This window comes from Bacillus sp. AFS018417, assembly GCF_002560985.1.
Lineage (GTDB): Bacteria > Bacillota > Bacilli > Bacillales > Bacillaceae_G > Bacillus_A > Bacillus_A rhizoplanae.
This window is the reverse complement of the sequence record NZ_NTTM01000038.1, coordinates 1-23976: the sequence shown is the minus strand read 5'-3', so window position 1 is coordinate 23976 and position 23976 is coordinate 1. Positions and strand designations below refer to the sequence as shown.

The 23976-nt window shown below is 35.3% G+C and carries 25 protein-coding genes; 18 read left to right on the top strand and 7 right to left on the bottom strand.

The genetic code is table 11. From position 1 onward, the window contains the following. Positions 1-5 precede the first annotated feature (5 nt). Positions 6-1490 carry an aldehyde dehydrogenase family protein gene (locus CN326_RS15415; RefSeq protein ID WP_098309884.1) on the bottom strand — a complete coding sequence of 495 codons (1485 nt, stop codon included), beginning with the start codon at positions 1488-1490 and terminating at the stop codon, positions 6-8. A 435-nt stretch (positions 1491-1925) separates the two neighbouring features. Here CN326_RS15415 and CN326_RS15410 point away from each other — a divergent pair, with 435 nt between their 5' ends. The 4 genes from CN326_RS15410 to CN326_RS15395 all read left to right on the top strand — a co-directional run bounded on the left by CN326_RS15410 (position 1926) and on the right by CN326_RS15395 (position 5265). After that, positions 1926-2204, top strand: coding sequence for a YhdT family protein (locus CN326_RS15410; RefSeq protein WP_098309883.1), 279 nt, complete (start codon positions 1926-1928; stop codon positions 2202-2204). Positions 2205-2206: 2 nt separating this feature from the next. Then, entirely contained in the window at positions 2207-3646 is a 1440-nt protein-coding gene (gene panF, locus CN326_RS15405) for a sodium/pantothenate symporter (protein WP_098309930.1), read from the top strand. Positions 3647-3798: 152 nt separating this feature from the next. Further along, complete coding sequence (locus CN326_RS15400) at positions 3799-4044, top strand: hypothetical protein (protein ID WP_255258140.1); 246 nt, start codon at positions 3799-3801, stop codon at positions 4042-4044. A gap of 117 nt (positions 4045-4161) precedes the next feature. Further along, a complete protein-coding gene (locus tag CN326_RS15395) occupies positions 4162-5265 on the top strand; it encodes a lactonase family protein (RefSeq protein WP_098309882.1) in 1104 nt (367 codons plus the stop codon). Between the two features lie 529 nt (positions 5266-5794). Here CN326_RS15395 and CN326_RS15390 read toward each other — a convergent pair. Beyond that, positions 5795-6169 (bottom strand): DUF3888 domain-containing protein, encoded by a 375-nt coding sequence (locus CN326_RS15390; RefSeq protein WP_255258139.1) that lies wholly within the window; start codon positions 6167-6169, stop codon positions 5795-5797. 138 nt (positions 6170-6307) lie between these two features. After that, complete coding sequence (locus CN326_RS24675; protein ID WP_218007851.1) at positions 6308-6493, bottom strand: hypothetical protein; 186 nt, start codon at positions 6491-6493, stop codon at positions 6308-6310. A 96-nt stretch (positions 6494-6589) separates the two neighbouring features. Here CN326_RS24675 and CN326_RS15380 point away from each other — a divergent pair, with 96 nt between their 5' ends. The 4 genes from CN326_RS15380 to CN326_RS15365 all read left to right on the top strand — a co-directional run bounded on the left by CN326_RS15380 (position 6590) and on the right by CN326_RS15365 (position 11284). Then, positions 6590-7537 (top strand): nucleoside hydrolase, encoded by a 948-nt coding sequence (locus CN326_RS15380; RefSeq protein ID WP_098309880.1) that lies wholly within the window; start codon positions 6590-6592, stop codon positions 7535-7537. A gap of 127 nt (positions 7538-7664) precedes the next feature. Further along, on the top strand, positions 7665-8765 hold the full coding sequence (locus tag CN326_RS15375) for a serine hydrolase (protein ID WP_483295651.1): 1101 nt from the start codon (positions 7665-7667) through the stop codon (positions 8763-8765). 100 nt (positions 8766-8865) lie between these two features. Continuing rightward, positions 8866-10374, top strand: coding sequence for an argininosuccinate lyase (gene argH / locus CN326_RS15370; RefSeq protein ID WP_098309878.1), 1509 nt, complete (start codon positions 8866-8868; stop codon positions 10372-10374). 70 nt (positions 10375-10444) lie between these two features. Beyond that, positions 10445-11284 (top strand): GNAT family N-acetyltransferase, encoded by an 840-nt coding sequence (locus CN326_RS15365; RefSeq protein WP_098309877.1) that lies wholly within the window; start codon positions 10445-10447, stop codon positions 11282-11284. A gap of 24 nt (positions 11285-11308) precedes the next feature. Here the strand turns inward: CN326_RS15365 and CN326_RS15360 are convergent, their stop codons facing one another. Beyond that, positions 11309-12061: a (S)-benzoin forming benzil reductase gene (locus CN326_RS15360; RefSeq protein ID WP_098309876.1), complete on the bottom strand. Its 753-nt coding sequence runs from the start codon at positions 12059-12061 to the stop codon at positions 11309-11311. A gap of 187 nt (positions 12062-12248) precedes the next feature. Between CN326_RS15360 and CN326_RS15355 the strand changes: the two genes are divergently transcribed. Continuing rightward, positions 12249-12704 carry a ferritin family protein gene (locus CN326_RS15355; protein WP_098309875.1) on the top strand — a complete coding sequence of 152 codons (456 nt, stop codon included), beginning with the start codon at positions 12249-12251 and terminating at the stop codon, positions 12702-12704. A 161-nt stretch (positions 12705-12865) separates the two neighbouring features. After that, entirely contained in the window at positions 12866-13483 is a 618-nt protein-coding gene (locus CN326_RS15350) for an acetate uptake transporter (protein ID WP_098309874.1), read from the top strand. A 53-nt stretch (positions 13484-13536) separates the two neighbouring features. Here CN326_RS15350 and CN326_RS15345 read toward each other — a convergent pair whose 3' ends face one another. Beyond that, on the bottom strand, positions 13537-14649 hold the full coding sequence (locus tag CN326_RS15345) for a phosphodiester glycosidase family protein (protein WP_098309873.1): 1113 nt from the start codon (positions 14647-14649) through the stop codon (positions 13537-13539). 537 nt (positions 14650-15186) lie between these two features. Here CN326_RS15345 and cspD point away from each other — a divergent pair. Both cspD and CN326_RS15335 read left to right on the top strand, forming a co-directional pair. Beyond that, the gene (gene cspD, locus CN326_RS15340) at positions 15187-15387 is read left to right on the top strand and encodes a cold-shock protein CspD (protein ID WP_035430809.1); all 201 of its coding nucleotides are present in this window, start codon (positions 15187-15189) and stop codon (positions 15385-15387) included. A gap of 138 nt (positions 15388-15525) precedes the next feature. Continuing rightward, positions 15526-16377, top strand: a complete 852-nt coding sequence (locus CN326_RS15335; RefSeq protein WP_098309872.1) for an exonuclease — start codon at positions 15526-15528, stop codon at positions 16375-16377. Positions 16378-16554: 177 nt separating this feature from the next. Here the strand turns inward: CN326_RS15335 and CN326_RS24270 are convergent, their stop codons facing one another. Then, positions 16555-16797, bottom strand: coding sequence for a DUF1361 domain-containing protein (locus CN326_RS24270; RefSeq protein WP_141525060.1), 243 nt, complete (start codon positions 16795-16797; stop codon positions 16555-16557). 198 nt (positions 16798-16995) lie between these two features. On the opposite strand from CN326_RS24270, the gene CN326_RS15330 reads away from it, so the two are divergent. From CN326_RS15330 to CN326_RS15305, 6 genes are all read left to right on the top strand, one after another. Then, positions 16996-17547 carry an AarF/UbiB family protein gene (locus tag CN326_RS15330; RefSeq protein ID WP_098309871.1) on the top strand — a complete coding sequence of 184 codons (552 nt, stop codon included), beginning with the start codon at positions 16996-16998 and terminating at the stop codon, positions 17545-17547. A gap of 347 nt (positions 17548-17894) precedes the next feature. Further along, positions 17895-18551, top strand: coding sequence for a PIG-L deacetylase family protein (locus CN326_RS15325; protein ID WP_098309870.1), 657 nt, complete (start codon positions 17895-17897; stop codon positions 18549-18551). After that, on the top strand, positions 18548-19876 hold the full coding sequence (locus CN326_RS15320) for a glycosyltransferase family 4 protein (protein WP_098309869.1): 1329 nt from the start codon (positions 18548-18550) through the stop codon (positions 19874-19876). Before CN326_RS15325 ends, CN326_RS15320 begins: the two co-directional genes overlap by 4 nt. Then, positions 19866-21041, top strand: coding sequence for a carboxylate--amine ligase (locus tag CN326_RS15315; RefSeq protein WP_098309868.1), 1176 nt, complete (start codon positions 19866-19868; stop codon positions 21039-21041). Before CN326_RS15320 ends, CN326_RS15315 begins: the two co-directional genes overlap by 11 nt. 5 nt (positions 21042-21046) lie before the next feature. Further along, positions 21047-22102, top strand: a complete 1056-nt coding sequence (locus CN326_RS15310) for a phosphotransferase (protein WP_483295649.1) — start codon at positions 21047-21049, stop codon at positions 22100-22102. Positions 22103-22141: 39 nt separating this feature from the next. Continuing rightward, complete coding sequence (locus tag CN326_RS15305; protein WP_098309866.1) at positions 22142-23470, top strand: glycosyltransferase family 4 protein; 1329 nt, start codon at positions 22142-22144, stop codon at positions 23468-23470. Between the two features lie 308 nt (positions 23471-23778). On the opposite strand, the gene CN326_RS15300 is transcribed toward CN326_RS15305, so the two are convergent. Further along, positions 23779-23976, bottom strand: a 198-nt coding sequence (locus CN326_RS15300; protein ID WP_141525059.1) for a DUF3898 domain-containing protein, incomplete at its 5' end; no start/stop codon positions are given.

The following is a 23976-nucleotide window of genomic DNA, read 5'->3' as shown; positions in this document are numbered from 1 at the left end:
TTTTTTTAGTTTAAGTTAATCCAAACGCTTTTTACTTCTGTATAGTTATTTAACGCGTAAGAGCCCATTTCACGTCCAAGACCTGACTGTTTATAACCTCCAAACGGAGAGGCTGCATCAAAGACGTTATAACAGTTTACCCATACTGTTCCAGCTCGTAATTTACTTGCAACATAATGCGCATTCTTCAAGTTTTCTGTCCACAAACCGGCAGCTAATCCATATGCTGATTTGTTAGCGCGTTCAATAACCTCATCAATGTCATCAAATGGCATTGCAGCAACGACAGGACCAAAAATTTCTTCTTTCGCAATCGTCATTTCATCTTGTACAGCTGCGAAAATTGTTGGAGCAACATAATAACCGTGTTCGTAAGGTTTATTTCCGCCAACTAATATTTCTGCTCCTTCATTTTTTCCTTTTTCAATATAGCCCATCACTCGATTTTGTTGTTCTTCTGATACGAGGGGACCAATGTTTGTTTGTGGATCTAATCCAGATCCTTGCGTTAAGCTCTTTGAATATAAGGCAAGATCTGCGACAACATTATCATACATTTTCTTTGGTATGAACAAGCGAGATCCAGCACAACATACTTGTCCTTGGTTAAACATAACACCAGAAAGTGCTGCTGGAATTGCACGAGATAAATCGGCATCAGGTAGAATAATATTTGGTGATTTACCACCAAGCTCTAATGTTACGCGTTTTAATGATTGGGATGCTTCTTTCATAATGTGTTTCCCAACTTCAGTTGAGCCTGTGAAAGCAATTTTATCAACGAGAGGATGACTGACAAGAGCTTGACCAGCCGTTTCACCGTATCCAGGTATAATGTTAATAACACCTTTTGGGAATCCAGCTTCTTCTATCAATTCAGCTAAATATAGTGCGGAAAGAGGAGTTTGTTCTGCTGGTTTTAGTACGACGGTACATCCAGTTGCTAGTGCTGCTCCCAGCTTCCACATCGCCATTAAAAGCGGGAAGTTCCATGGGATAATTTGACCAACAACACCAACGGGTTCATGGCGTGTATAATTAAAATAATCTCCTGAAACAGGAATTGTTTGACCGACTAATTTTGTTGCCCATCCAGCATAATAACGCATATGTTCAATTGCAAGAGGAATATCTGCAGTTGTTGTTTCTTGAATTGGTTTTCCGTTGTCTAATGTTTCAAGTTGTGCAAGCTCATCTTTATGTTTTTCCATTAAATCAGCAAGCTTGTACATGAAACGGCTACGTTCAGCACCGCTCATGCGTGACCATGGTCCTTCATCAAACGCTTGACGTGCTGCTACGACAGCTTTATGAATATCTTCACGTCCGCCTTCATATACAACAGCTAACGTATCACCAGTTGCTGGATTTGGTGTTTTAAATGTTTTTCCGGAAGCGCTTTCAATAAAGGCCCCATTTACATATAGTTTCTTTGTTCCTTGTAAAAATTTCTCTACTTTTTCATGGAGATTCACAGCTAGTTGGCTCATTATATAACCCCCTTAAAAATATATAATGTAAACGCAGTAAAATACTGCATTTATTCCAAATAAAAGAGGAGTTGCCGGATAAAGCGAGGCTTCTATCAGTAGAGGCTTTTCTTTATTTCCCACTGATGGAAAGCTCTCACCAATCGGGCACATGCCAGTAGTTATCTCCCATCTATCTTTTTTGTTCTCTCAAAATCTTGAGATGGGAGTTTTACTGCCCGTTAGTGCGGGATAAACTAGGTGAAGGACATCCAATTTCAATCGTAACTTAAAAAGTCAGAAATTTCAATCTTATTTATGTTACAATTGTTAAAAATATGTAATTTTGTGATGTAAGTCTAATATTATGCACAAGAGATATTCATTTTGCTTTTTTTATAGGAAAAACGATACAAACAATGGTACAATAATACATCGTGAAAGGAGGGGGAAGAAATGAATCAACATCATGATGATCCGCGTTTTCGCATCGCACATCGTGAAGCGTGGATCGGAATTGGACTTGCTGTTATCAACTTTCTATTATGGTACGGTTTCGCATATGGATTAGGTAGTGGCAATCCAAAAGAATATACATATGTACTAGGGTTTCCAGCCTGGTTCTTTTATAGTTGTATAGTAGGATTTATTGTAATGGTTTTACTTATTGTATTTGTTGTCCGTTTCGTATTTCAAGATGTTTCGTTTGATGAGGAAGAGAAGAGTGAGGAATGAAAATGAACTGGTATGTAATTATTCCAATGATTTTATGTTTTATTGTTGTGTTTTTGATTGGTATATATGCGTCGAGACGTGTTCAAACGACCGCGCATAACAAATTTTTGCAAGAATATTTTCTGGGCGGACGCGAACTTGGTGGATTGTTATTAGCGATGACGATGATTGCGACGTATGGTAGCGCAAGTAGCTTTATCGGTGGGCCTGGAATTGCATACAACATGGGGCTTGGCTGGGTATTGTTGTCGGCTATTCAAGTTGTAACGGGTTACATTGTACTAACTGTACTTGGAAAGAAATTTGCGATTACTGCAAGAAAAATGGAAGCTATTACGTTAATTGATTACTTGAAAGGAAGATATAACAATAAAGCTGTTGTTATTTTATCAGCATTATGTATTATTATTTTCTTGTTTTCGGCAACTGTTGCGCAGTGGGTTGGCGGTGGAAGATTAATTGAATCGTTAACAGGTCTTTCTTATACAACGTCTTTATTTCTTTTTACGTTTTTTGTACTTGTTTATGTTTTGATTGGCGGATTTCGTGCTGTTGCGCTTTCAGATACAATACTGGGTCTTATTATGCTGCTCGGTACGACAATTATTTTAATTGGTACGATTATTGCAGGTGGTGGTATTTCAAATATTATACAAGAACTTGTACAGATCAATCCGAATTTAATTACGCCATTTGGAGCAGATGGGAGTTTGACAAAGGTATATGTGTCTTCATATTGGATCTTGATTGGCGTTGGAGTGGTAGGGTTACCGCAAATTAGTGTACGTGCCATGTCTTATAAAAATTCAAAAGCGATGCATCAAGCTTTAATTATCGGTACTGTTGTCGTCGGTACAATTATGATTGGTATGCATTTAACCGGTGTATTTGCCCGTGTTGTTTTACCGGGAGTGAGTGTGCCTGATAAAGTAATGCCATTGCTTGCGATGAAAGTATTGCCTCCTTGGCTTGCTGGTGTTTTCTTAGCAGCACCAATGGCAGCTATTATGTCGACAGTTAACGCATTGTTATTGCTTGTGAGTTCTTCCATCATTAAAGATATTTATGTAAATTACATAAATGAAAATGCTGCTGCTCAAACAGTAAAAAGAGGAACGCTATGGATTACAGCGATTGTTGGATTACTTGTTTATGCTGCAGCGATTAAGCCGCCTGATTTTTTAATTTGGTTAAATTTATTTTCCTTTGGTGGTTTAGAGGCAGCGTTCATTTGGCCGCTTGTGCTTGGGTTGTATTGGAGAAAGGGGAATGCTGCCGGGGCACTTGCTTCTATTGTTGTTGGAGTTGGCTCTTATATGGGATTTCATCTGTTTCTCCCTAATCCTTTTGGTGTTCATACAGTCGTATTTCCGGTATGTTTAGCACTTATTGCTTATATTATAGGAAGTATGTTATTTTCACGTAAGTTACAACAAATTTAAAATCTTTACATAAAAAGAGCAAGAGTTGTGTCTTATCAAGACCTAAATTAACAAAACGATAAATAAAGGACAATACATATTTTATATAACTAATATGTATTGTCCTTTTTATTAAATTAAAGCACCCGTTAGTTTCTGTAGTCCTTAAAGAGATGATGTCAGCAAATGGGAAACGTAAGCCTACTGTCTTTAAAGCATACCATGATCGTAAAGTAGAAGAAGGAATGATAAAGAAACAGGAAATTGGTCATCTTTGTTTTAGAATTGCAAATTTATTTTATACACTTTTTAAAAGTGGTCAGAAATACGATCCTCAATTATATGCTGCTGCTTGTGGAATAGAGTGGGATGAAGCATATAAATTAGAAGGAAAACAAGAACCTGTGTTATTGAACTAACGGAGCAGGTTAGTGGGAGATGAAAATTCACCTATCTTTTAAACCGATGTACATCAATTCTGGGAATTGAAATGGCAAAAGAACCATATAAAGTTATGAAAGGAGGAGAGTCATAAAATGCAGATAATGAATAAAAATTTTCGTGTGAGTATGGTTTATATTATGACCAATAATGAAGTAATGAATCAAATCATTGCCTTTTACAGGGACATGAATGGTATGCTCACCTTTGTGGGTTCCTACCCAACTTATGGCAGAGGTACTGGTACAAAGGAAGTCTCCACTGCAACAGCAAACGATGGCGTCGATCCCCTTGCGTCACAAGGTTCCCTGACTCTGTCCCGTGATGGACGTTTCCTACTTGCAGTTAACGCAGGCAGCAATAGTATTAGTAGTTTCATCATCACCGACAGCGGAGCACCCGTTCTCGTGGATGTGAAGCCATCAGGAGGTGCTCAGCCCAATAGCGTAGCTGTATTTGGTAATCTTCTCTATGTTTCCAATGTAGGTAATGCCGCTAACAATTTTGCATCCAATATCACTGGTTTTCGTATAGATGATAACGGACGCCTTACTCCTATTCCCGGATCAAGCCATTCTCTTAGTACTTTCAATGCTCAGCCGGCGCAGGTTCTCTTCACTCCAGATGGCAGTAAAATTCTTGTCTCCGAGCTTACATCAAACCATCTTAGTATATTCCATGTAAATAAAAATGGTACGATTACAGGACCAATCGTTAATGATTCTTATGGTCAAGGACCATTGGGAGCCTATTTTCTATCGTCTGGAATCCTCTTAGTTACAGAAGCAGTTTCAAATGCGCTGTCCTCTTATTCATTGACTAACGATGGTATCCTTCATGTGATCAGCGGCTCTGTACCAAACGGATATAAGACCGCTTGTTGGGTTGTAACAACGAGGGATGAACGTTTTGCATACACTACCAACACCTTAAGCGGCACCATTTCCACCTACCGAATCGATCCCAATGGAGCACTGTCGGTGGTAAGGCATATTACCAGTACACCAGCAGGTACAGCTACAGGTCTGCCGATAGATGCTGGAGTGAGTAAAGATGGCCGCCATTTTTACACACTGAACGGGAATCAGGGTACAGTCTCAGTATTTCATATCCAAGATGATGGTAGTCTTGTTAGATTGCAGGTTGCTGCTTGGACTAACTTTCCTTATTTCGGATCGCAAGGTTTAGCTGTTCTTTGATTCTATTGGATTCACTATATTTGGTGGAATAGAAAATAAAGGATGATTTTTTGGACGGTAGTTATCAAATAGACGAAGGAGGCAGAAAATAAGACGATATGGAAGAGAGAGACCTACATCATCAAGTTACTGGTGTATTTTTCACAATTAAAACTCAAAAAAAATAAAAAATTAGTGCATAGTTGTAAATCAAAGCTATCAATTGACAGCTTTTTTTTGTGCTAATGGGGCAGGTTGGAAAGTAACAAACAAGAATACTATGATTAGGTATTATCCTTTTTTCATTTGGGTACTAATGTAAGAAAGTAAGTTACTTTTACAGCTTTTATATAAAAACAAGAATGTAAATAATTGTACTTAATCAAACGGGGGCCTTTCTTGAATAAGCAACAATAGGTTATTCATTTCCCTAAATCCATTAAAATTCCAAAAAAACCTGCTTTTTGATCGAAATCAGGGATTATTGGTATTTTAATGATTATAGTTTATTTTGCAAACACTACACTACATTGAATAATAAACTCAGAAATTAACCTTTGATTTCAGTTACAGTAATTCCTTCAATATTTACATCAAAAGTTATAGTAACAGGACCTTCTGGTGGATTATGTGGACCTGTATAAGTGTCGTATTTAACTTTCACTATAAAATCAAATTGAGAAAATCCACCTTTTCTTCGTGTAACCTCTAATATTTCTGCATTCCATAATCCATAACTACGATTTGGGAATTTTTTATTAATCGCTTCTCTGGCATAAGGGTCTAACAATACTAAAAAAGCATCATAAAAATCAGTATGTTTTTCTCCGACACTGATTTTCTCGGTTTCAGTGCGTCCTTGATTCGGTAAGATTAATCCTAAAACTGACGATGTTATCATAAAGGCGATGAAACTGTATTTCATACTATTAGGCTACCTCCTTATTTCATCAGGTAGCCTTTCCACTTGATAAAATAATATGTGTTAGTTGAAGAAATAACACTAAAATAACATTTGGCACTTTATATTATATGTGCCTATAAACGTCTGCGTAACCCACCTTTAATTGTTCTCGCAACTGCTTGTTTTCGCCTTCCAACATCTTAATGCAATGATGGCAACTTTGTAGTTATCGTCCATCTCACGTTCTTTTTCATGAAATAGTTTTTGGGAAAAATAATCGTCTGGCATAATATGTCCAACGTTGTTATAACCTGCTACTAAAATAAATTTTGTTAAAAAAATCATATTTTGTTCATGCCCTTTTTCGTATGGGATAAAAAATCGTTTATATTTTACTTCTGTACACTTTTTTTCAGTCATATAGTAATAGCAATTGATAGGATGGAGTTGAACGCCTTGAAAAAAGTGCTGTTTCTCGGAGATCCTGGTATTGATGATTCATTAGCAATCATGTATGGGTTATTACATCCTGATATTGATATTGTTGGTGTTGTAACAGGATATGGAAATGTTACTCAGGAGCAGGCGACGAATAATGCGGCTTATTTATTGCAAATAGCTGGAAGAGAAGATATTCCAATTATTAATGGGGCAAAAATTCCTTTATCAGGAGAATTTATAACATACTATCCAGAAATACATGGACCAGAAGGCTTAGGTCCTATTCGTCCACCTGAAACGATTAAAGCGAATGTGAAACCGTTTTGTGAGATATTTGAGATTATTAAAAGATATAAAGGAGAGCTTATTATTGTTGATGCGGGCCGTTCGACAAGCTTAGCAACGGCTTTTATTTTAGAGAAAGAATTGATGAAAAGCGTAAAAGAGTATTACATAATGGGTGGGGCATTTCTTGTTCCAGGAAATGTTACCCCTGTTGCAGAAGCAAATTTTCACGGAGATGCGATTGCTTCAAATTTAGTAATGCAATATGCTGAGAACGTTTCATTAATTCCGCTGAACGTAACAAATGGAGCAGTCATTACTCCTGATACTGTTACATATATTACAAAAAATACAAAAACAAATTTTAATAAATTAATCGAACCAATTTTTAATTATTACTATAAAGCCTATAAAAAATTAAATCCGAACATAGCTGGAAGTCCAATTCATGATGTTGTAACAATGATGGCTGTTGTTAATCCTTCCTTGATAGAATATGTATATCGTCGTGTTCAAGTTGATATTGATGGTCTTGCAAAAGGTGAAAGTATTGCCGACTTTAGACCACAGCCAAGGGCAGAAGCGATGAAAAAATGGGTGAGGATTGGCTGGAAGTTACATTATAAAAAATTTCTTGAAGATTTTATTCGGGTTATGACGTAGACAGTATGCAAGTTTACAAGTTACAATAGAGGCGATCTTTTCATAGATCGCCTCTATTGTTTTGCGAATGAATTATATATAATAGATTACAAGACAAAGTTTAGGAGAGGAATTCCATTTGAGGAAAATAGGATTATGTATAGCAATACTTTGTTTATTCGTATTTATTATCTCAGGTAATTTTTTTGTGAAAAAAGTATGGAGTTCAAACTATGATGATGCACAATATGTTGCGTCATTTGTAGAAGAAAATAAAGATCAAAAAAACAGCGCATTGCTAGTGAAACGAAATGATAAATTGGTATATTCTATAAACCCTAATGTTGTATTACCTGTAGCGAGTACGATGAAGCTCATTGTAGCGTTGGAGTTTACAAAACAAGTAGGGGAAGGGAAAATTGATCCAAATGAGCTTGTGTCGATGGACGATATTAATCGTTATTACGTTCCAAAGACGGATGGCGGTGCTCATGAGAGATGGCAAAATGTTTTAATGAAAAAAGGACTTATTGAAGAAAATGCAGTTACGTTAGAACAAGTAGCAAGAGGAATGATGAAATTTAGTTCAAATGCAAATACAGAGTATTTAATGGAGCGCCTTGGTATAGAGAATATTAATGAAAATATAAATAAATTAGGATTACCATCACACCAGCCATTATTCCCAATTGTTTCATCTTTATATATTCCAGGCTATTTATACAAAGAATTACATGTTCCAAAGCAACAATTAGCGCATACATTAAGAACGATGCCGCAAGAAGAATATTGTCGTTATGCGATGTTAATACATGAGCGTTTAAAACAAAAAGGTCCGCAGCTGCAAAATGAAATTCCGCTTTTCTTGGGAGAAAAGTACGACAAAATTTGGTCAGATAGACTCCCGGCTGCTTCTGCAAATGACTATATGATTTTATTAGAGAAAGCAAACCATCAAAAAGGTTTCACAAAAGAGGAAGAAAAAGAATGGTCACAACTTGTGGAATCAGATATGCAAGGGAAAAAGTATCGTCAACATTTTCGACATGCAGGTCAAAAAAATGGGTATACACCATGGTCTTTGTCTAAAGCTGTATATGCAACAGACAAACAGGGAAACTGCACAGAAATTGTCTTTTTGGCGAATAATGTAAATGAGGAAGACAGTGTTGAATTACGTAAACATTTACTTAATTTGCATTTTCAAATATTGCAAAGTGATAAATATAAAGCAACTGTTATTAAGTAAAACCGATGTGTATGCATCGGTTTTTTTCTTTGGATAAACACATTTTTTTAGTAGCTGGGTATGATGATTAATAATCAATAAGTGAGGGGAGCTATTTAAAATGCGGGAGGGAAGCGAGGAGTTTTTACAGCGAGAAGGTGTAGTCTTTCCAGGGAGAACATATGCTGATTATATATTACAACATATATTCTGTTTTCAGCGGAATTATTTATTGGATGACATGTTTCGTATTCACCATGCACATGTCATTATGTTGCAAGAGGAAGGTTTGCTACAAAAACAAAATGCTAAGCAGATTGTAGCGGCCGTAGAAAAAGTAAAAGCTGTCCCATTAGACGAGCTAGTATACAGCAAAGAGTATGAAGATCTCTTTTTTTTAGTTGAGCATCTGATTCAACAAGAAGCAGACAGTGATATTGTTAGCAATATGCATATTGGGCGAAGCCGAAATGATATGGGGGTGGCGATGTATCGTATGAGCTTACGACGTTATCTCCTACAATACATCGAGCATTTTATGCTACTGCAAGAGAGTATTCTAGAGCGAGCTGAGGAGCACATGGAAACGATTATGCCAGCATATACACATACACAACCAGCGCAGCCAACAACATTTGGTCATTATCTGCTTGCTATTTATGATGTGATGCAACGTGATGCGGAGCGATTATGGAACGCTTATCATATTGTAAATCAATCTCCTTTAGGAGCAGCGGCGCTTGCTACAACTAGTTTTCCAATTAATCGAAAGCGCGTTGCGGATCTTCTTGGTTTTTCGAAGGTAATTGAAAATTCATACGACGCGATTGCAAGTACAGATTATTTATTAGAAACAAGCGGCGCGCTTATGATAATGATGACAAATATAAGTAGATGGCTTCAAGACTTTTTATTATTAGCTACGAAAGAGTACAACGGTATTACAGTTGCAAATCCCTATGTGCAAATTAGTAGTATTATGCCGCAAAAACGCAATCCAGTATCAATTGAACATGCAAGGTCTCTTGCGAGTAGCGCTTGGGGAGAAGCATTTACTGTTTTTCAAATGATTCATAATACACCGTTTGGAGATATTGTCGATACAGAAGATGATTTACAGCCCCATTTATATGAAGGATTTGAGAAAGCGCTTCGAGTTATTTGTGTAATGAATGCAGTAGTGCGTACGATGACAGTTGAAAAGGAAATATTACAAAGTCGTGCAAAAAAGCATGCAATTACGATAACTGAATTAGCTGATACATTAACTCGGCAGTATGATGTTCCATTTCGCCGTGCTCATTATACAGCAAGCTATATAGCTAAACTTTCAGAAGAACAGAAAAAAGATTTACACGAACTAAATATTGTCGACATTAATATGTATTTACAAAAGGAATTACAGGTTGTATTAACAAAAGAGGAGTGGAGTGAAATAATTTCACCGCATTCGTTTGTTGCAAAGCGAAATGTATACGGTGGGCCGAGCCTGCAGCAAATGCAGCGAATGATTAAAGAGAGAAAAGAAAATGTTTCAAAGCAGGAAGAGCGGCTAGAGAATGTGAAGGAACAACTTGCTGAAGCTGAAAAACAAGTCAATAAACTTGTTGCAACTATCATTCATTCATAAAATAAAGAAGGATTTAACTTGTAAATCGCTAATATATCACTATATATTTCGAAAGAAAGAAGAGATTATAGTGATACGACTAAATGTATATACGAATTTTGTACAATTTAAAAATGATATTCTACCTTTTTTAGAAACGTATGAGCAAGAGAATAATTTAATATTAGGTGTGTTACGGTCCTCGCAGCTTCCCTTATTTATGGCAACGGCTACAAAAGAGGGAGAGCTTGTATTCGTTATGCTTCAAACGCATCATCAGCAAGCCATTGTAGCAAAGTCTGCGCCTTTAGAAAAGGATGATATAAGAGAAATTGCACAACAACTAGCGATTGCATATCCTGATGTGCCCGGATTAATTGGAGAAAAACAGATGGTAGAGTGTTTAGCAGAACAACTTGCGGATTTTCAAAATAAATCGATTCAAATCAAAATGAAGCAAGGGGTATATGGGTTAAAGTATGTAAAGAAGAGAGCCGGAAATAATGGGGTTTTCCGTCGAATAGAATTAAAAGAACAAGGTTTGATTGAAGATTGGATATATTGTTTTTGTGAAGAAGTAAATTTAGCAATTACAAGGGAAGAAGCGGTGCATACTGCTGCTGAATTAATTGAAAGTCAGCGCTTGTTCGGATGGGAAATGAAAGGACAGTTAGTTTCGATGGCAGCTATTACAAGACCGACGAAACGTAATGTCACAATTAATTTTGTATATACTCCGAAGATAGAACGGAAAAAAGGTTATGCTTTAAACTGTGTATCAGCACTCAGTCAATATATGTTAGATAATGGGTATGCGACGACCTCATTATATACTGATCTAGCTAATCCTACATCTAACAAAATCTATCAAGAAATTGGTTATGAACTAATTATGGAGTCAGTTCTATTATTTTTAAAATCTAAACAATAGAAAAACTCGCTACTAGCGAGTTTTTTAATTTTCATCAATGCGTACAATGCCGCCTTGCTGAAAGTTATCTGTTTCTAATAAATCAATAACGGCTTTTGCTACATAATTTGGTGAAAGTAAATGGTCATCTTCTTTCAAGGCTAAGAAACGGTCTACATTAATAAAGTCTTCTTTTGATGTTTGTCTAATTTCTGTTTGCATCTCTGTATCTACAACACCTGGCGCAAAAGAAATAATTTTTACAGGATATCCTTTATCGGTTTCTTCTGCTGCAATACATTTTGTGAACATATTAATACCAGCTTTGGCGGTGCAGTATGCTCCCCAGCCAAAGTATGGTTTTTGTCCAGCACCAGAAGAGATGTTAATGATACGTTTGTCTATATTCCAGTCTTTCGTATGTTTCATAAAGGCTGAAGAAAGTAACATGGGAGCTACTAAATTTACATGGACATTTGCAATTAATTGCTCACTTTCTGAACGCTCAATTGGTTTCATTGGTGCTAACATACCGGCGTTATTAATAAGGTGAATAGAAGAAACGGTTTTTACATCAATGTTCGAAAAGATATTTGCCATCAATGATTCAATTTGATGAATCTCTTGTAGATCAAACGAATAAAAATCAAACGGAATATTAAGATGTTGTGCTTGTTCAATAAGTTGTTCGTTTTGTTTACGTGATATAGAGATGAGTTTCGTTTCTTGTTCTAATAATTGTGTAGCAATTGCTTCACCTAATCCTCGGGAAGTTCCTGTTAATATTACATAACGCATATATCTAAATCTCCTTTCATTATATATGTAATAGTATAAGATATTCTTTTTTAATACGCGAAAATAAAGTGAAACTTCCATCAGTGGGGGTCTTACTGCTCGTTAATGCGGGATAAACTAAACTGAACGGAATTAATGCGTCTACATACAATAGAGTAATAATGTATTATTTCGAGGAGGAGTAGGTATGTACTATGCAACCCCTAACTCATATAATCATTTATATCGGGTATATGAGGGAACGTATAACCAAGTATCACAAGCTATTTTAGAAGCTATTAAAGGCGAAGCTGCTGCGATTGATTTTTATAGTCGGCTTGTAAAGGAAGCACCAAATGCAAGACATAAAAAAGATATTTTACACGCATTAGAAGACGAAAAAGTACATTTACAACAATTTATACAATTGTTTACAACACTAACTGGACAGCAGCCAACGTATCAAGTGGTGCAAACTCAATATTCTTCTTATAAAGAAGGATTAGAACGTGCATATGAAGATGAACTAGAAGCGTATGAAGATTATCGAAATGCTTATTTATTAACGCAAAACTTAGCCGTTCGAGATGTTTTCTTTCGGGCGATGACAGATGAAATAGAGCATGCAATGCGCTTTGGTTTTTTATTATCTTCTTTATCATAACTTAAGGATACTAGACAATTTTGTCTAGTTTTTTTCTTGCCATCGCATTCGTAAAAATACATCTATGAAAATTCATAATTTATGTGTATCAATAAAAAGATTGACAGTACCTTCTGATTTCAGTATTGTATTCAAGTATGTGTTTAAATCAGGAGGGTTTTATGGAAAAGCAAACTACACATCATGTGAAAATGACAACAGCAGATCCGTCTGCACTTGGCTTATTTGGACTTGCAATGGTTACACTTGTTGCGTCCTCACAAAAACTGGGCTTAACAAGTGGCATCTCATTTGTAGTGCCATGGGCAATCTTTTTAGGAGGTTTTGCTCAATTATTTGCATGCATTAACGATGCAAAGCATAACAATACATTCGGTACAACTGCGTTTGGTGGATTTGCATTGTTTTGGTTTGGCGTTGGGACTTCATGGTTAATTCAACTTGGAGTATTTGGTGAAAAATTAGCAGCAACTGTGGATCCAAAGCAACTTGGAGTAGCATTTGTTGGTTACTTAATTTTCAGCTTATTTATGACAATTGGCGCAATGGAAACACATAAAGTATTATTTATGATTTTTGTACTTATTGATTTCTTATTTATTGGTCTTTCATTTAGTACTTTAGGTGTTATGCCACATGCGATGCATAAATTAGCAGCAATTTCTGAAATGCTTATTTCACTGCTTTCATTCTATGGATCAGCAGCTGCAGTATTAAATACGCACTTCGGAAAAGTTGTATTACCTGTTGGTAAGCCATTTGGTATCTTCAAAAAATAAAACATAGCAGCATGAATGAAACAGAAAAAAGCAGTTAAGTATCTGTAAGATACTTAACTGCTTTTTGTTTCGTTAGAAGCAACAGCGGATGTTCCTGTAACTTCCGCAATCTTTGAAGCTTCAGCTACGTGACCATCAATTGTTACATCCACTTTTTGATTGTTATTGGCAGTTACAACCCAGCAGTTCGGAAGATAACGAGACTTATGAGATAAAGTGGAAGGGATGTTTAATATATCTCCTAAGGCATACATAGTTGCAGAAGAACCACCATCCATAGCCATCGCGTTTTCAGCGCCCTCGTCATATAAAAGATCCTGACAATCTTTTAAAGAAGCGCCAATGCTGTGAGGTTGTCTACCATCTACGATAAGAAACATAATTGAGCCATCTTTTTTTTGAGCCATAATGCTTCGTGGACCATATCCCCAGCCTCCATCATTTGTAAGCATTTTTTCGCCATTTACGATAAGTTGGGGCATAAAACCAGCTGCAGAAACAACATTTTTATTCAGCAATTGCTGTGCAGAGTAATCACCTGTTACCATTTGTCCATATTTTGTTAAGCCGGTAATAATAGTCGGTGAATTTATATCTTTTGGTGTATGGATGACTTGTCCGTTCTCGATAACAATGCCTAGCCCCTCTTTTCCGCCCCCATGTCCCGTTTCATCTGAAAATCCACTTGCATTTACTGCAGTAATTGCGTGATTTCGCTTCGCCATCACGTAAATTTTTTCACCAACATCGCTACCTTGTGTACCTTGCTGTGTTACAAGTTTTACATTAAGAGGATTGCTAATTGTCATGAGCTTGCCTTCAAAATAATGATCCGCGTATTTTTTTTGAATGGTTTCGATTTTTATATGAAGCGGCATATGTTTTTTCGCTTCTAATTGCTGTTTTGAAAGTTTCTGAAAGCCAAGAGATTGGCTGTTTTTCCACTTCGGATTATTAATGGAATTTGAAATATCATCCAGTTCTTGTTGCGATAAAAAGGTGAATTTTGCTAAATTGCGGTGTTGCGAAGTTAGAATACTTTCCGCAGCAATTACACGCAATTTATGTCCATACGGAGTACCAAACAAAATACCAGCACCAATTAAAATGAAAATAAGTAATAAAATGGAAGATGCCTTTATCACTTTTGTTAGATGTTTTTTCATTTTGAAAACTCCTCTTATATAATTCATTCCTTAGTTTTTTGTATGAGAAATTCGTTTTTTTATTTGATTTGTTTATTTACAATAGAATGATATGAATAATTTGACAAGAGGTAAATATGAATGTATATCGTTAAATTACGATAAAAACGGTCAGATTAATAGCGACTGAATGAAAAAATAGTGAACGGCTGGCACATTAATAACAAGAATGAGCATTATGTGGTGGGAGGGCAGGAACAAAGACATGTAAGATAATTCAATAAAAAAAATAAAGAAGTGAAAGGTATTAAACCAGCCAATTGATGAAGTTACGAAAAAACATGAAATAAACATTTGCTTTTATTCTAATAAAGGTGTATAGTGGTGTTAAACCATTTTACTTTTAATACCATAGAGATTTAAATAAGCTGTAACTTAAGAGGGGATAGCAATGTTAAATCTTCTCTAGGTTGCAGTTTTTTAATGTCTAATTATTATTTGTAAAGTGGTTGAAAATGGACATGTACATGAAGGTACATACTTTAGGAGGATTTTTTCATGCAAAACGGTAAAGTAAAATGGTTTAACGCTGACAAAGGTTTCGGTTTCATCGAAGTTGAAGGTGGAGAAGACGTATTCGTTCACTTCTCAGCTATCCAAGGCGACGGCTTCAAAACTTTAGAAGAAGGTCAAGAAGTTACTTTCGAAGTTGAACAAGGTAACCGTGGACCACAAGCTACTAACGTAACTAAAAAGTAATCGAAATGAAAGAGAAGGGAATCCCCCTTCTCTTTTTTTAGTACCCTAAAATAGAGAATATTTGCGATATTGTATTGTTAATACATATTAGAGATTGGGGATATAATGTTAAGAAGAGATAAGGAAGAGGTATGTAGTATGTATGAACCAAAATATTATATTGTATTTGATATTGAGCGGAATTTTAGACCTTACCAATCAGATGCTCCAACGGAAATTGTTGATATTGGAGCTATTAAGATTGAAGCAAGTACAATGAGCATTATCGAGTTTTTCTCTTCGTTAGTGAAACCATCGGCATCTATATCTCGTCATACAACAAAATTAACAGGAATTACAAAGCAAGATGTAAAAGGTGTAGAAAAATTTCCTAAGGTAATTGAGAGATTTCGTGAGTTTGTTGGAGAAGATTATATGTTTGTAACGTGGGGGAAAGAAGATTACGGATTTCTAACGGAAGATTGTGTACGATACAATGTGGAATGCCTTGATCTTGGGAAGGAAAGAAGATTTGATTTACAGAGATTTGTATTTCATGCATATAAAGAATTATTCCTAAATCCACCAAGTTTGAAACTTGCAGTGGCACAATTGGCTTTAGAATGGGAAGGAAAACAGCACCGTGCCTTCTCGGATGCCAAGAACACCGCGAATATATTTCTCACAGTGGCTAAGCAAAAGGATATTCATAAACGATACAAGAGAAATGTGGAACTCATACTCGTAAAAAATGGCTCTTTAACTGATAAGGGTAAAAAGAAAATGAAAAGATGGGTATTTAAAGAGGTAAAGAAAAACGGAAATTCTCACTTGACATGGGATACATTCATAAATAGTAAGACATGGGAGAATGTATCTGATCAATATCATTTCAATCGTACGACCTTACTACTGTTACAAAATTACTTCAATACTGCTTTGAAGAAAGCTAAACAGCAACTTCAAGTATTGGCTGCAATGAATAATAATAATCAAGGGAATAAAACATAATAGAATTTATAAGAAGAGCGGGAATTCTGGGATAGTATTCCCGTGAAGGCGACGGTAAAAGAAATGGCATTATGATTTGCTATAGAAGGAATTTTTCCCCCCGTTAATGCGAGATAAACATGCACATTAAGACCAAAGGACAAGAAAAACCTAATACATCCCCACCATACAGATTTTTCATATCGATACAAAAGGATAGAAATGTAAATTTGTGAAGATAACAACTCCTATTGTTATCTTCGATAATGAAAAGTTGCTCGTTCTTGAATCTAAGAATAACCCACAAATGATAAGCTGTAAAATACTCATCCATACTATGAACTGTAGAAAATCTCCATTCAATGAACGCAGCAATTGAATAAATAATGAAAATGGCCCAGTAAATAAATGAATGGAGTGAAAGCGAAGAAATCTTCCTATTTATTTAAAATGAATGACCTTTTTAATTTTTGCTATATTATTTTTTCATGTATTTTAAAATAATATCTACTAAAAGAATATATGAATGGAATCAATTTATAAAAATAATATATTGGTCTAGGTTACATATGTAAGTGATGAATCATAGAATGTGAGATGATATATAAATTTACGAAATCTTAATGAAGGGACGATAAAATGAAAGCATACTTTAACAAAAGAAGAGTAAGTAGACGGGATGTGGAAAAATATAAGCTCATTGGGGATGGGAAGGATGGGGAAGTATATCAATTAACCAATGATAAATGCGTGAAAATATTTTTTCTGGAAGAAACTCAAAAAAAAGAGTTGAAAGCTTTGGTAATTGGACAATCATCACCTATTATTCCACGACTTTATGAATATGGAGAAAATTATATTGTTATGGAGTATATACATGGAATTTCACTTGCACGTCACTTGAAAAAAGAAAAAAAAATCACAGAAGAATTAGCCAGAAAAATATTAATAATGTTAAATGAATTAAAAAACCTAGGATTTACTAGATGGGACACGGAAGTGAGACATGTTTTAATAAATGAAGAAGGTCAGTTAAAGGTCATTGACCATAAGAGAGCTTTTACTTCAAATAGTAAGGTTCCTACTAAGTTATTAGAGGGATTTAAAAAAATTGGACTAGCACAGGATTTTTTAAAGCATGTGAGGAATATACGGCCATCGATTTATAATAAATTGAGGGATTATCAGTAAAACGAAGTGTCTTGGATGATATATTATTGTTTTTGAATATTAAAACCACCGCTATGTTTTTGTTTTTCAGAATTTTCAGTTGGAAAGAATGTCATTAAAGGATAGGTACGGGGAATAATTACTAATATGTGCTTGGTTGGCAAGAGTTTTCCATCAGCGAGGATTAAAGGAACCTTCAGTGATGGGAAATTTTCTTTATCATATAAGGCAGAAGCATATAAATCTCAATAGATTATAAGGCTTGAATATTGCTTGTTAGTAATAAATAAAAGCGGGTTTTCCGCTAATGACGGTTTCTTTTTGCGGTATTAATCATAAATTAAGAAGTACAAGGAGTGAGAATACTAATGAAAGAGTGTATTTTAGTCATTGGCGCACATCCTGACGATGAGTTATTAGGATCTGGCGGAACTTTAAAAAGATTAGTAGATGAAGGACATCAGGTAATTTCAATTATTACTGCTCTAGGAAGAAAAGAGGAAGCTCATCACATACAGCACCTAGGTCGGTGTGCAAATAAGACGATAGGTATTGAAGAAGTGATATTCCTCCAGAATGCTAATTTAGAATTGGAATTAATTCCACTGCATCAATTAACGAAAGAAATAGAACACTTAATACAGATTTATAAACCGAACAAAATCTTCACCCATCATTATGGAGATCTCAATATTGACCATCATATTACTTTTCAAGCGGTTTTAACTGCGACTCGACCTCTACCAAACCAACAACCGATAGAATTAATTACATTTGAAACCGTTTCCTCTAGTGAGTGGAATATCCACACGAATGATAAATCTTTCAAACCTAATTATTTTGTCAACATTACAAATCAAATGGATTCAAAGATTGCGGCACTCAAGCATTACGATGTAGAAATGAGAGATTTTCCTCATCCTCGTTCATACGAAGGAATTCAATATTTAGGAAGAGTTAGGGGAATGACGATTGGTGTACCATACGCCGAAGCGTTCGAAGTAGTAAGGAGGGTCTGGGAATGAAAATGAAACTTGAGTTTCCGTATCCCTATGTAATCAAATCATTGGATAAATATTTTGGAATTCGATCATTTTCAGCACAAAAAAAGAAGAGTACAAAGCAAGAACGTTATACAAATACAGAGTCGAAGAGGTCTAAAAAGAAAAATCTTTCTATATTAATTGCTACGTTTTGGGACTATCCTCATACTGGAGGATTATCTAATTATATTACGGCACTTAGTGAAGGTTTAAGACAACAGGGACATCACGTCGACATTATCTCTCCTAATCAATTTTCTAAAAGCCGAGTAGAAAAGATGCGTGAATCGGTTGTTCCCGAATTAAAAAATTTTTTTAACACACGTTATGAAAATTATAATAGCACAATTGTTAGAAATCAAAGAAATATGTATATCTATGAAAAAATGTTACTTGATAATATTAACTTTAAAAAATATGATATCCTCCATGCGCAAGATTTGTTTACAGCTAATATATTAGGAAGAATTAACGAGTACTATGGGAAAAAATTATTATTTACTCCCCATGGAATGTATACTTTTAACCGGCTGAGGTTTGGCATATTTCAAAAAGGTTCGCTGGAAGAAGTCTATTATACAGTATTAGAAAAAAAGGCTATTGAATTTGCCAATCACCTTATTATTCTCAGTGATTCATTTCGGCGTCCATTAATGCAGTTGGGGGCAAAGCGAGAGAAAATGACAACTGTGTTGACTGGCATTGATTATCCTGATAAGTATCATACAAAAAATACATCAGCGCATAAAAAACTCGTTATTACATGTGTCGCTAGATTAGGCCCAAGAAAAGGCCATAATGTATTACTTGACGCTCTTTCACAAATGGGAAGCAAATATACTAACAACGTTAAAGTGCTCATTGTCGGAGATGGTGAGATGAGAGACAAGTTAGAAGAACAAGTCGATGATTTGAATCTTTCCATGGTGGAGTTTTTAGGGGCAAGAGATGATGTGCCAGACATTTTAAGTAAAACTGATATTTTTGTACTTCCAACTTTAAATGACAGCCTGCCTATTTCTATTATTGAGGCTATGCATAGTGGGGTTTGTGTCATTTCCACACCATTAGGAGGTATACCTGAACTGATTAACCACTCTAAGACAGGTATCCTTGTTGATGCAGGAGATACAAATAAACTGGCACGCGCATTAAAGTTCGCCATTGAAAATCAAAAAGCTCGAGAGCAGTTGGGTAAAAATGCAAGAGAGTTCGCTAAGAAGCATTTAACTAGAGAGACAATGGCAGCAAATATCGAAAAAATCTACAAAAAGTATTTAGGTGAGGAAGAACTCTATGAATCATGAACATGCAGCGGTTGTACTAGATTTAAGCGCTAATGGAATTGGAATTATTAGAAGCTTAGCGAGAAAAGGAATCAAGGTTTATGCATTTGATGTAGAGAAACCTTATAAAATAGGAAAATCACGCCTCGCTTCATGTGGAGTATGCCCAAGCCCTTTATCTGAAGAAAAGGAATTACTTACTTTTCTAATCAACTTGGCTAAAGAATTTAAATTGAAACCCATTTTGTATACAGGTGCGGATGATTATGTGGTATTCATTTCAAAATATCGAATAGAGCTGTCTAACTACTATTTATTTTTGTTCCCTGAACATTCGTTGATTGAAGAAACACTGAATAAACATAAAATGTATGAACTGGCAGTCAAACATAATATTCCATGTCCTAAAACGTATGTGATTAAGAAGCAAGAACAATTGGAAGAAGCAATATTGAGCCTCGACTTCCCATGTATATTAAAGCCGGTTTTGGGGCATGAGTTTCGAAAAAAGATAAATCAAAAGGCCATTCTCATACAGAATCCAGACCAACTTAGAAATGAGTATAAATTGTATCGACAGCATGGAAAACTCATCCTTCAGGAACTCATTCCTGGCGACAATCAATGTTTTTATAAAGTTGCCACATTTTATGACGACAACATGGAGTTACTAGCGTTATTTTCTTTACAAAAAAATCATCAATTTCCAGCTGAATTTGGAACAGGAGCTCACATCGTTAGTAAACAAGTTCCAGAATTGGTGGATATATGCTTACCTTTTTTTGAAAATATTAACCTTAAAGGTATTGCTATGGCAGAGTTTAAAAAGGACCCTCGCGATGGTGTTTATAAGTTTATTGAAATAAACCCTCGCTTTTGGTTAACGCATAGTCTGACAGGGCCTGCCGGTATCGATTTTGTTTACATGTATTATTTATATTTAACCAAGCAAAATCCAGCGCCGAGGCTTAAACAAATAGATGGTATCAAATGGATCTATCTTGTGCGGTATTATTTAACATTCCGCCATAAGAAAAAAAGAGCTGAAATGACGTTTAAAGATTTTTATGAAGGGTTGCGAGGCAAAAAAGAGTTTGCTTTGTTTGCATGGGATGATCCAATGCCATTCATTAGAAGCACATGGTCTCATTTGATAAACGCCTGGAAACGAAAGCGAAAGGAATGAAAACATTGTACGAGGCAAAAACATTATCCTATCATTTTGAAAAGTTAAAAATTGTAGAAAAACTCTCTTATTCAATGGATAAGAGAGTTGTAATAGATTCCGATAAAATAGAGTGTTTAAAATCAACAAGAAGAAGTAGCATATACAAATTATTTATTCGAACAAAAGCTGATTACTATCCTATCATTTTAAAAATATATAATTCAGCAGATTACAAAAATGAAATAGAGATTAATATATATGATAGAGCTTATCCTATATTGAAAGAATTTCTTCCTAAAATATATCATATTGAACAAAATGGAAATGAAACTTGGATATTCATGGAATTTGTACGCCAAGTACGCGGTCAGATTACCTTCTCTCCGAAGCATTTTGACTACATTATCCCTACTGTTGCCAAACTTCACGCACACACATTTGAAGACAAGATTAAAAAGCATAAAGATGTTTGGGAATCTTGGCTCCCCATTTATGAATCGAGCCAAATGAGAAATGATCGAACAAAATACATTGGAAAGACGATTAATTTTCTTGATGATGCGATGAAAGACGACCGGTTAAGGGAGATCATTAAACCTTATTATAAATCTCTAGTAAAAATATGTAATAAGGGACCGGATTTTTTCCCGGAACTATTTAAAAATGGTTCATCGATAACGCATGGTGATCTTCATATGCAAAATATTTGCAGCAACAATGTGACACTAAATGCACCATGGAATATTCAATTTATTGATTGGGAGTCAGTTAAATATGCACCCGTCTGGTTTGATATGGTTGTTTTAGTTGAAATATTATTAGGTTTTAGAAAAGATTGGCAGAGCAATGCAGAAGAAATTCGTACACATTGTGTGGAATTCTATGCAAAAGAAATGAAGAAGAAGGGTATTAAATTTAAAACCGCTCCAATGGACCTTTATAAAATGGCATATTTGCAGAGAACATTAGAAAAAGGACTGCATACCCAGCTACGAAGAATATTTGATAATCGCGGCGGTGAGTTATTGCCGTATCACCTTGAAAAAATTTCGGCCTGGGGAAGAGAATTAGGCTTATAACATATATAAAACTTTCATCATTAGCTGAGTTAGGGGGAGATACTTCTGAATACAACACAGGAAGAGCAAAATGAATGTATTTGTCCCTTCCATGCGAGCCTGCTAAAAGTTATGGATGAATATTATCAAATAGATAGTAAAAAAAATTATGTAATCAAACCGTTTCAGACGTTTGGAATCAAAAAAGATAGTATACCAAGTAAAACGAAAAAATTAAAAATTCTTTATGTAACATTTTTAAAATATCCCAATACAGGGGGATTATCAAACTATATTACTTCCTTAAAAACAGGTTTTGAGAAGTATGGTCATGACGTAGATGTCATCTCTCCTACTCAAATGACAGCAGTTCATCTAGAACAAGACATTCCGCAGGCTGCTAAACATGCAAGGGATTTTATGTTACAACGATATGGTACAGCTAATGAAAAAATTATAAAAAACACGAGCTTTTTGAACGTGTTTAAGTCTTTCTTAAGGGAAAAAAAGCTAGAACAATATGATGTGTTTCATGCGCAAGATTTATTTGCTGTCTTTTTATTAGGACAACTAAATCTAGAATATAAGAAACCTCTTTTTTTTACACCGCATGGGCATTTTACAGAAAGTCGATTAAAATTCGATAAAATAAAAAAAGGATCAATTGAAGAAGCGTATTTTAGTGAAATTGAAAAACAGGGAATAAGAGCATCCGATCAAATCATAACGATCAGCAATTCCTTTCATTCTCCTTTAAAAGAATACGGGGCAAAGGTAGAACAATTGATTACTGTTCATACAGGTATACCTTTTCATCAAAATTCTATATCTAAACAGAAGTGTAATGATAACCTTGTAATTTCCTGTGTTTCTCGTCTTTCTCCTAGAAAAGGCCATGACATCTTTTTGAAAGCGCTCTCGCAAATTCAAAAAGATTTGTCTAATGTAGAGGTATGGATTGTTGGTGATGGTGTTATGAGAGAAAGATTAGAAAACCAAGTGCTACAACTGGGTCTCGATAATGTTAGGTTCTTTGGTAGAAGAATAGATATACCAGAAATTCTTTCCTCTTCTGTAATCTATGTTTTACCTACCATTAACGATAATTTTCCTATTTCAGTTATTGAAGCTATGTTTTCTCGTCAAGCTATTATTACAACAAATTGCGGTGGCATACCAGAAATGATTCAAAACGGAAAAACAGGGATCATTTGTGACCCAGGCAATGTGCAACAACTTTCCGATGCTCTTAAATTGCTTTTAAGCAATAAGAGTCTTCGTGAACGATTAGGAAGAGAGGCTCAGGCCTATTCACGACAACATCTAACTCAAGATGTGATGGTCTCAAAGATAGAAAAAATCTATCACTCTTTTATGAGCGATATGTAGAATCTGTATTGAATGCCTTCATAGAAAGATGATGACTCAATCTATGAAGGAGAATTATTCTGAATCAAGAATGTGAAAATATTAGTTATAATTACTTTTGCTAATGGAATAGAGAGCTTTTGCCATGAGGCATCGGGGTCAATTCGGCTAATGGTAAGTATATGTTAAAGATACTATATTAAAAACTCCAACTTTTCTATTACAATGTAATTGAATGAGAAAGGCTGAGATTCTTAATAACTATAAGGGCGTATTTCTAGATTGCCAAATACAAAAGACATTTTAGTATCACTAAAATGTCCTTTATTTCACGACTTCCTTGCAATCCGCTCTACAACCTTCTCCAACTCATCAGGCTTTAAAAACTCAATAGGAGAGAACCCTTTTTCAAACGTAAGCGAATCCGCCTCAATCATCAGTACATATTTATCATTAACTTTCGCAATATGAATTTGGTCTCCAAAATCCGCAAGCAATGCCTTCACTGAAATATGGTCTGCCTTTAG

Bases quoted from the DNA above. Each gene is read 5' to 3' on its own strand.
- CN326_RS15390 (WP_255258139.1), bottom strand. From the start codon at position 6,169: ATGAAATACAGTTTCATCGCCTTTATGATAACATCGTCAGTTTTAGGA.
- CN326_RS15380 (WP_098309880.1), top strand. From the start codon at position 6,590: ATGGAGTTGAACGCCTTGAAAAAAGTGCTGTTTCTCGGAGATCCTGGT.
- CN326_RS15410 (WP_098309883.1), top strand. From the start codon at position 1,926: ATGAATCAACATCATGATGATCCGCGTTTTCGCATCGCACATCGTGAA.
- argH (WP_098309878.1), top strand. From the start codon at position 8,866: ATGCGGGAGGGAAGCGAGGAGTTTTTACAGCGAGAAGGTGTAGTCTTT.
- CN326_RS15350 (WP_098309874.1), top strand. From the start codon at position 12,866: ATGGAAAAGCAAACTACACATCATGTGAAAATGACAACAGCAGATCCG.
- CN326_RS15320 (WP_098309869.1), top strand. From the start codon at position 18,548: ATGAAAATGAAACTTGAGTTTCCGTATCCCTATGTAATCAAATCATTG.
- CN326_RS15415 (WP_098309884.1), bottom strand. From the start codon at position 1,490: ATGAGCCAACTAGCTGTGAATCTCCATGAAAAAGTAGAGAAATTTTTA.
- CN326_RS15395 (WP_098309882.1), top strand. From the start codon at position 4,162: ATGCAGATAATGAATAAAAATTTTCGTGTGAGTATGGTTTATATTATG.
- cspD (WP_035430809.1), top strand. From the start codon at position 15,187: ATGCAAAACGGTAAAGTAAAATGGTTTAACGCTGACAAAGGTTTCGGT.
- CN326_RS15325 (WP_098309870.1), top strand. From the start codon at position 17,895: ATGAAAGAGTGTATTTTAGTCATTGGCGCACATCCTGACGATGAGTTA.
- CN326_RS15400 (WP_255258140.1), top strand. From the start codon at position 3,799: ATGATGTCAGCAAATGGGAAACGTAAGCCTACTGTCTTTAAAGCATAC.
- CN326_RS24675 (WP_218007851.1), bottom strand. From the start codon at position 6,493: ATGATTTTTTTAACAAAATTTATTTTAGTAGCAGGTTATAACAACGTT.
- CN326_RS15345 (WP_098309873.1), bottom strand. From the start codon at position 14,649: ATGAAAAAACATCTAACAAAAGTGATAAAGGCATCTTCCATTTTATTA.
- CN326_RS15355 (WP_098309875.1), top strand. From the start codon at position 12,249: ATGTACTATGCAACCCCTAACTCATATAATCATTTATATCGGGTATAT.
- CN326_RS15360 (WP_098309876.1), bottom strand. From the start codon at position 12,061: ATGCGTTATGTAATATTAACAGGAACTTCCCGAGGATTAGGTGAAGCA.
- panF (WP_098309930.1), top strand. From the start codon at position 2,207: ATGAACTGGTATGTAATTATTCCAATGATTTTATGTTTTATTGTTGTG.
- CN326_RS15330 (WP_098309871.1), top strand. From the start codon at position 16,996: ATGAAAGCATACTTTAACAAAAGAAGAGTAAGTAGACGGGATGTGGAA.
- CN326_RS15335 (WP_098309872.1), top strand. From the start codon at position 15,526: ATGTATGAACCAAAATATTATATTGTATTTGATATTGAGCGGAATTTT.
- CN326_RS15315 (WP_098309868.1), top strand. From the start codon at position 19,866: ATGAATCATGAACATGCAGCGGTTGTACTAGATTTAAGCGCTAATGGA.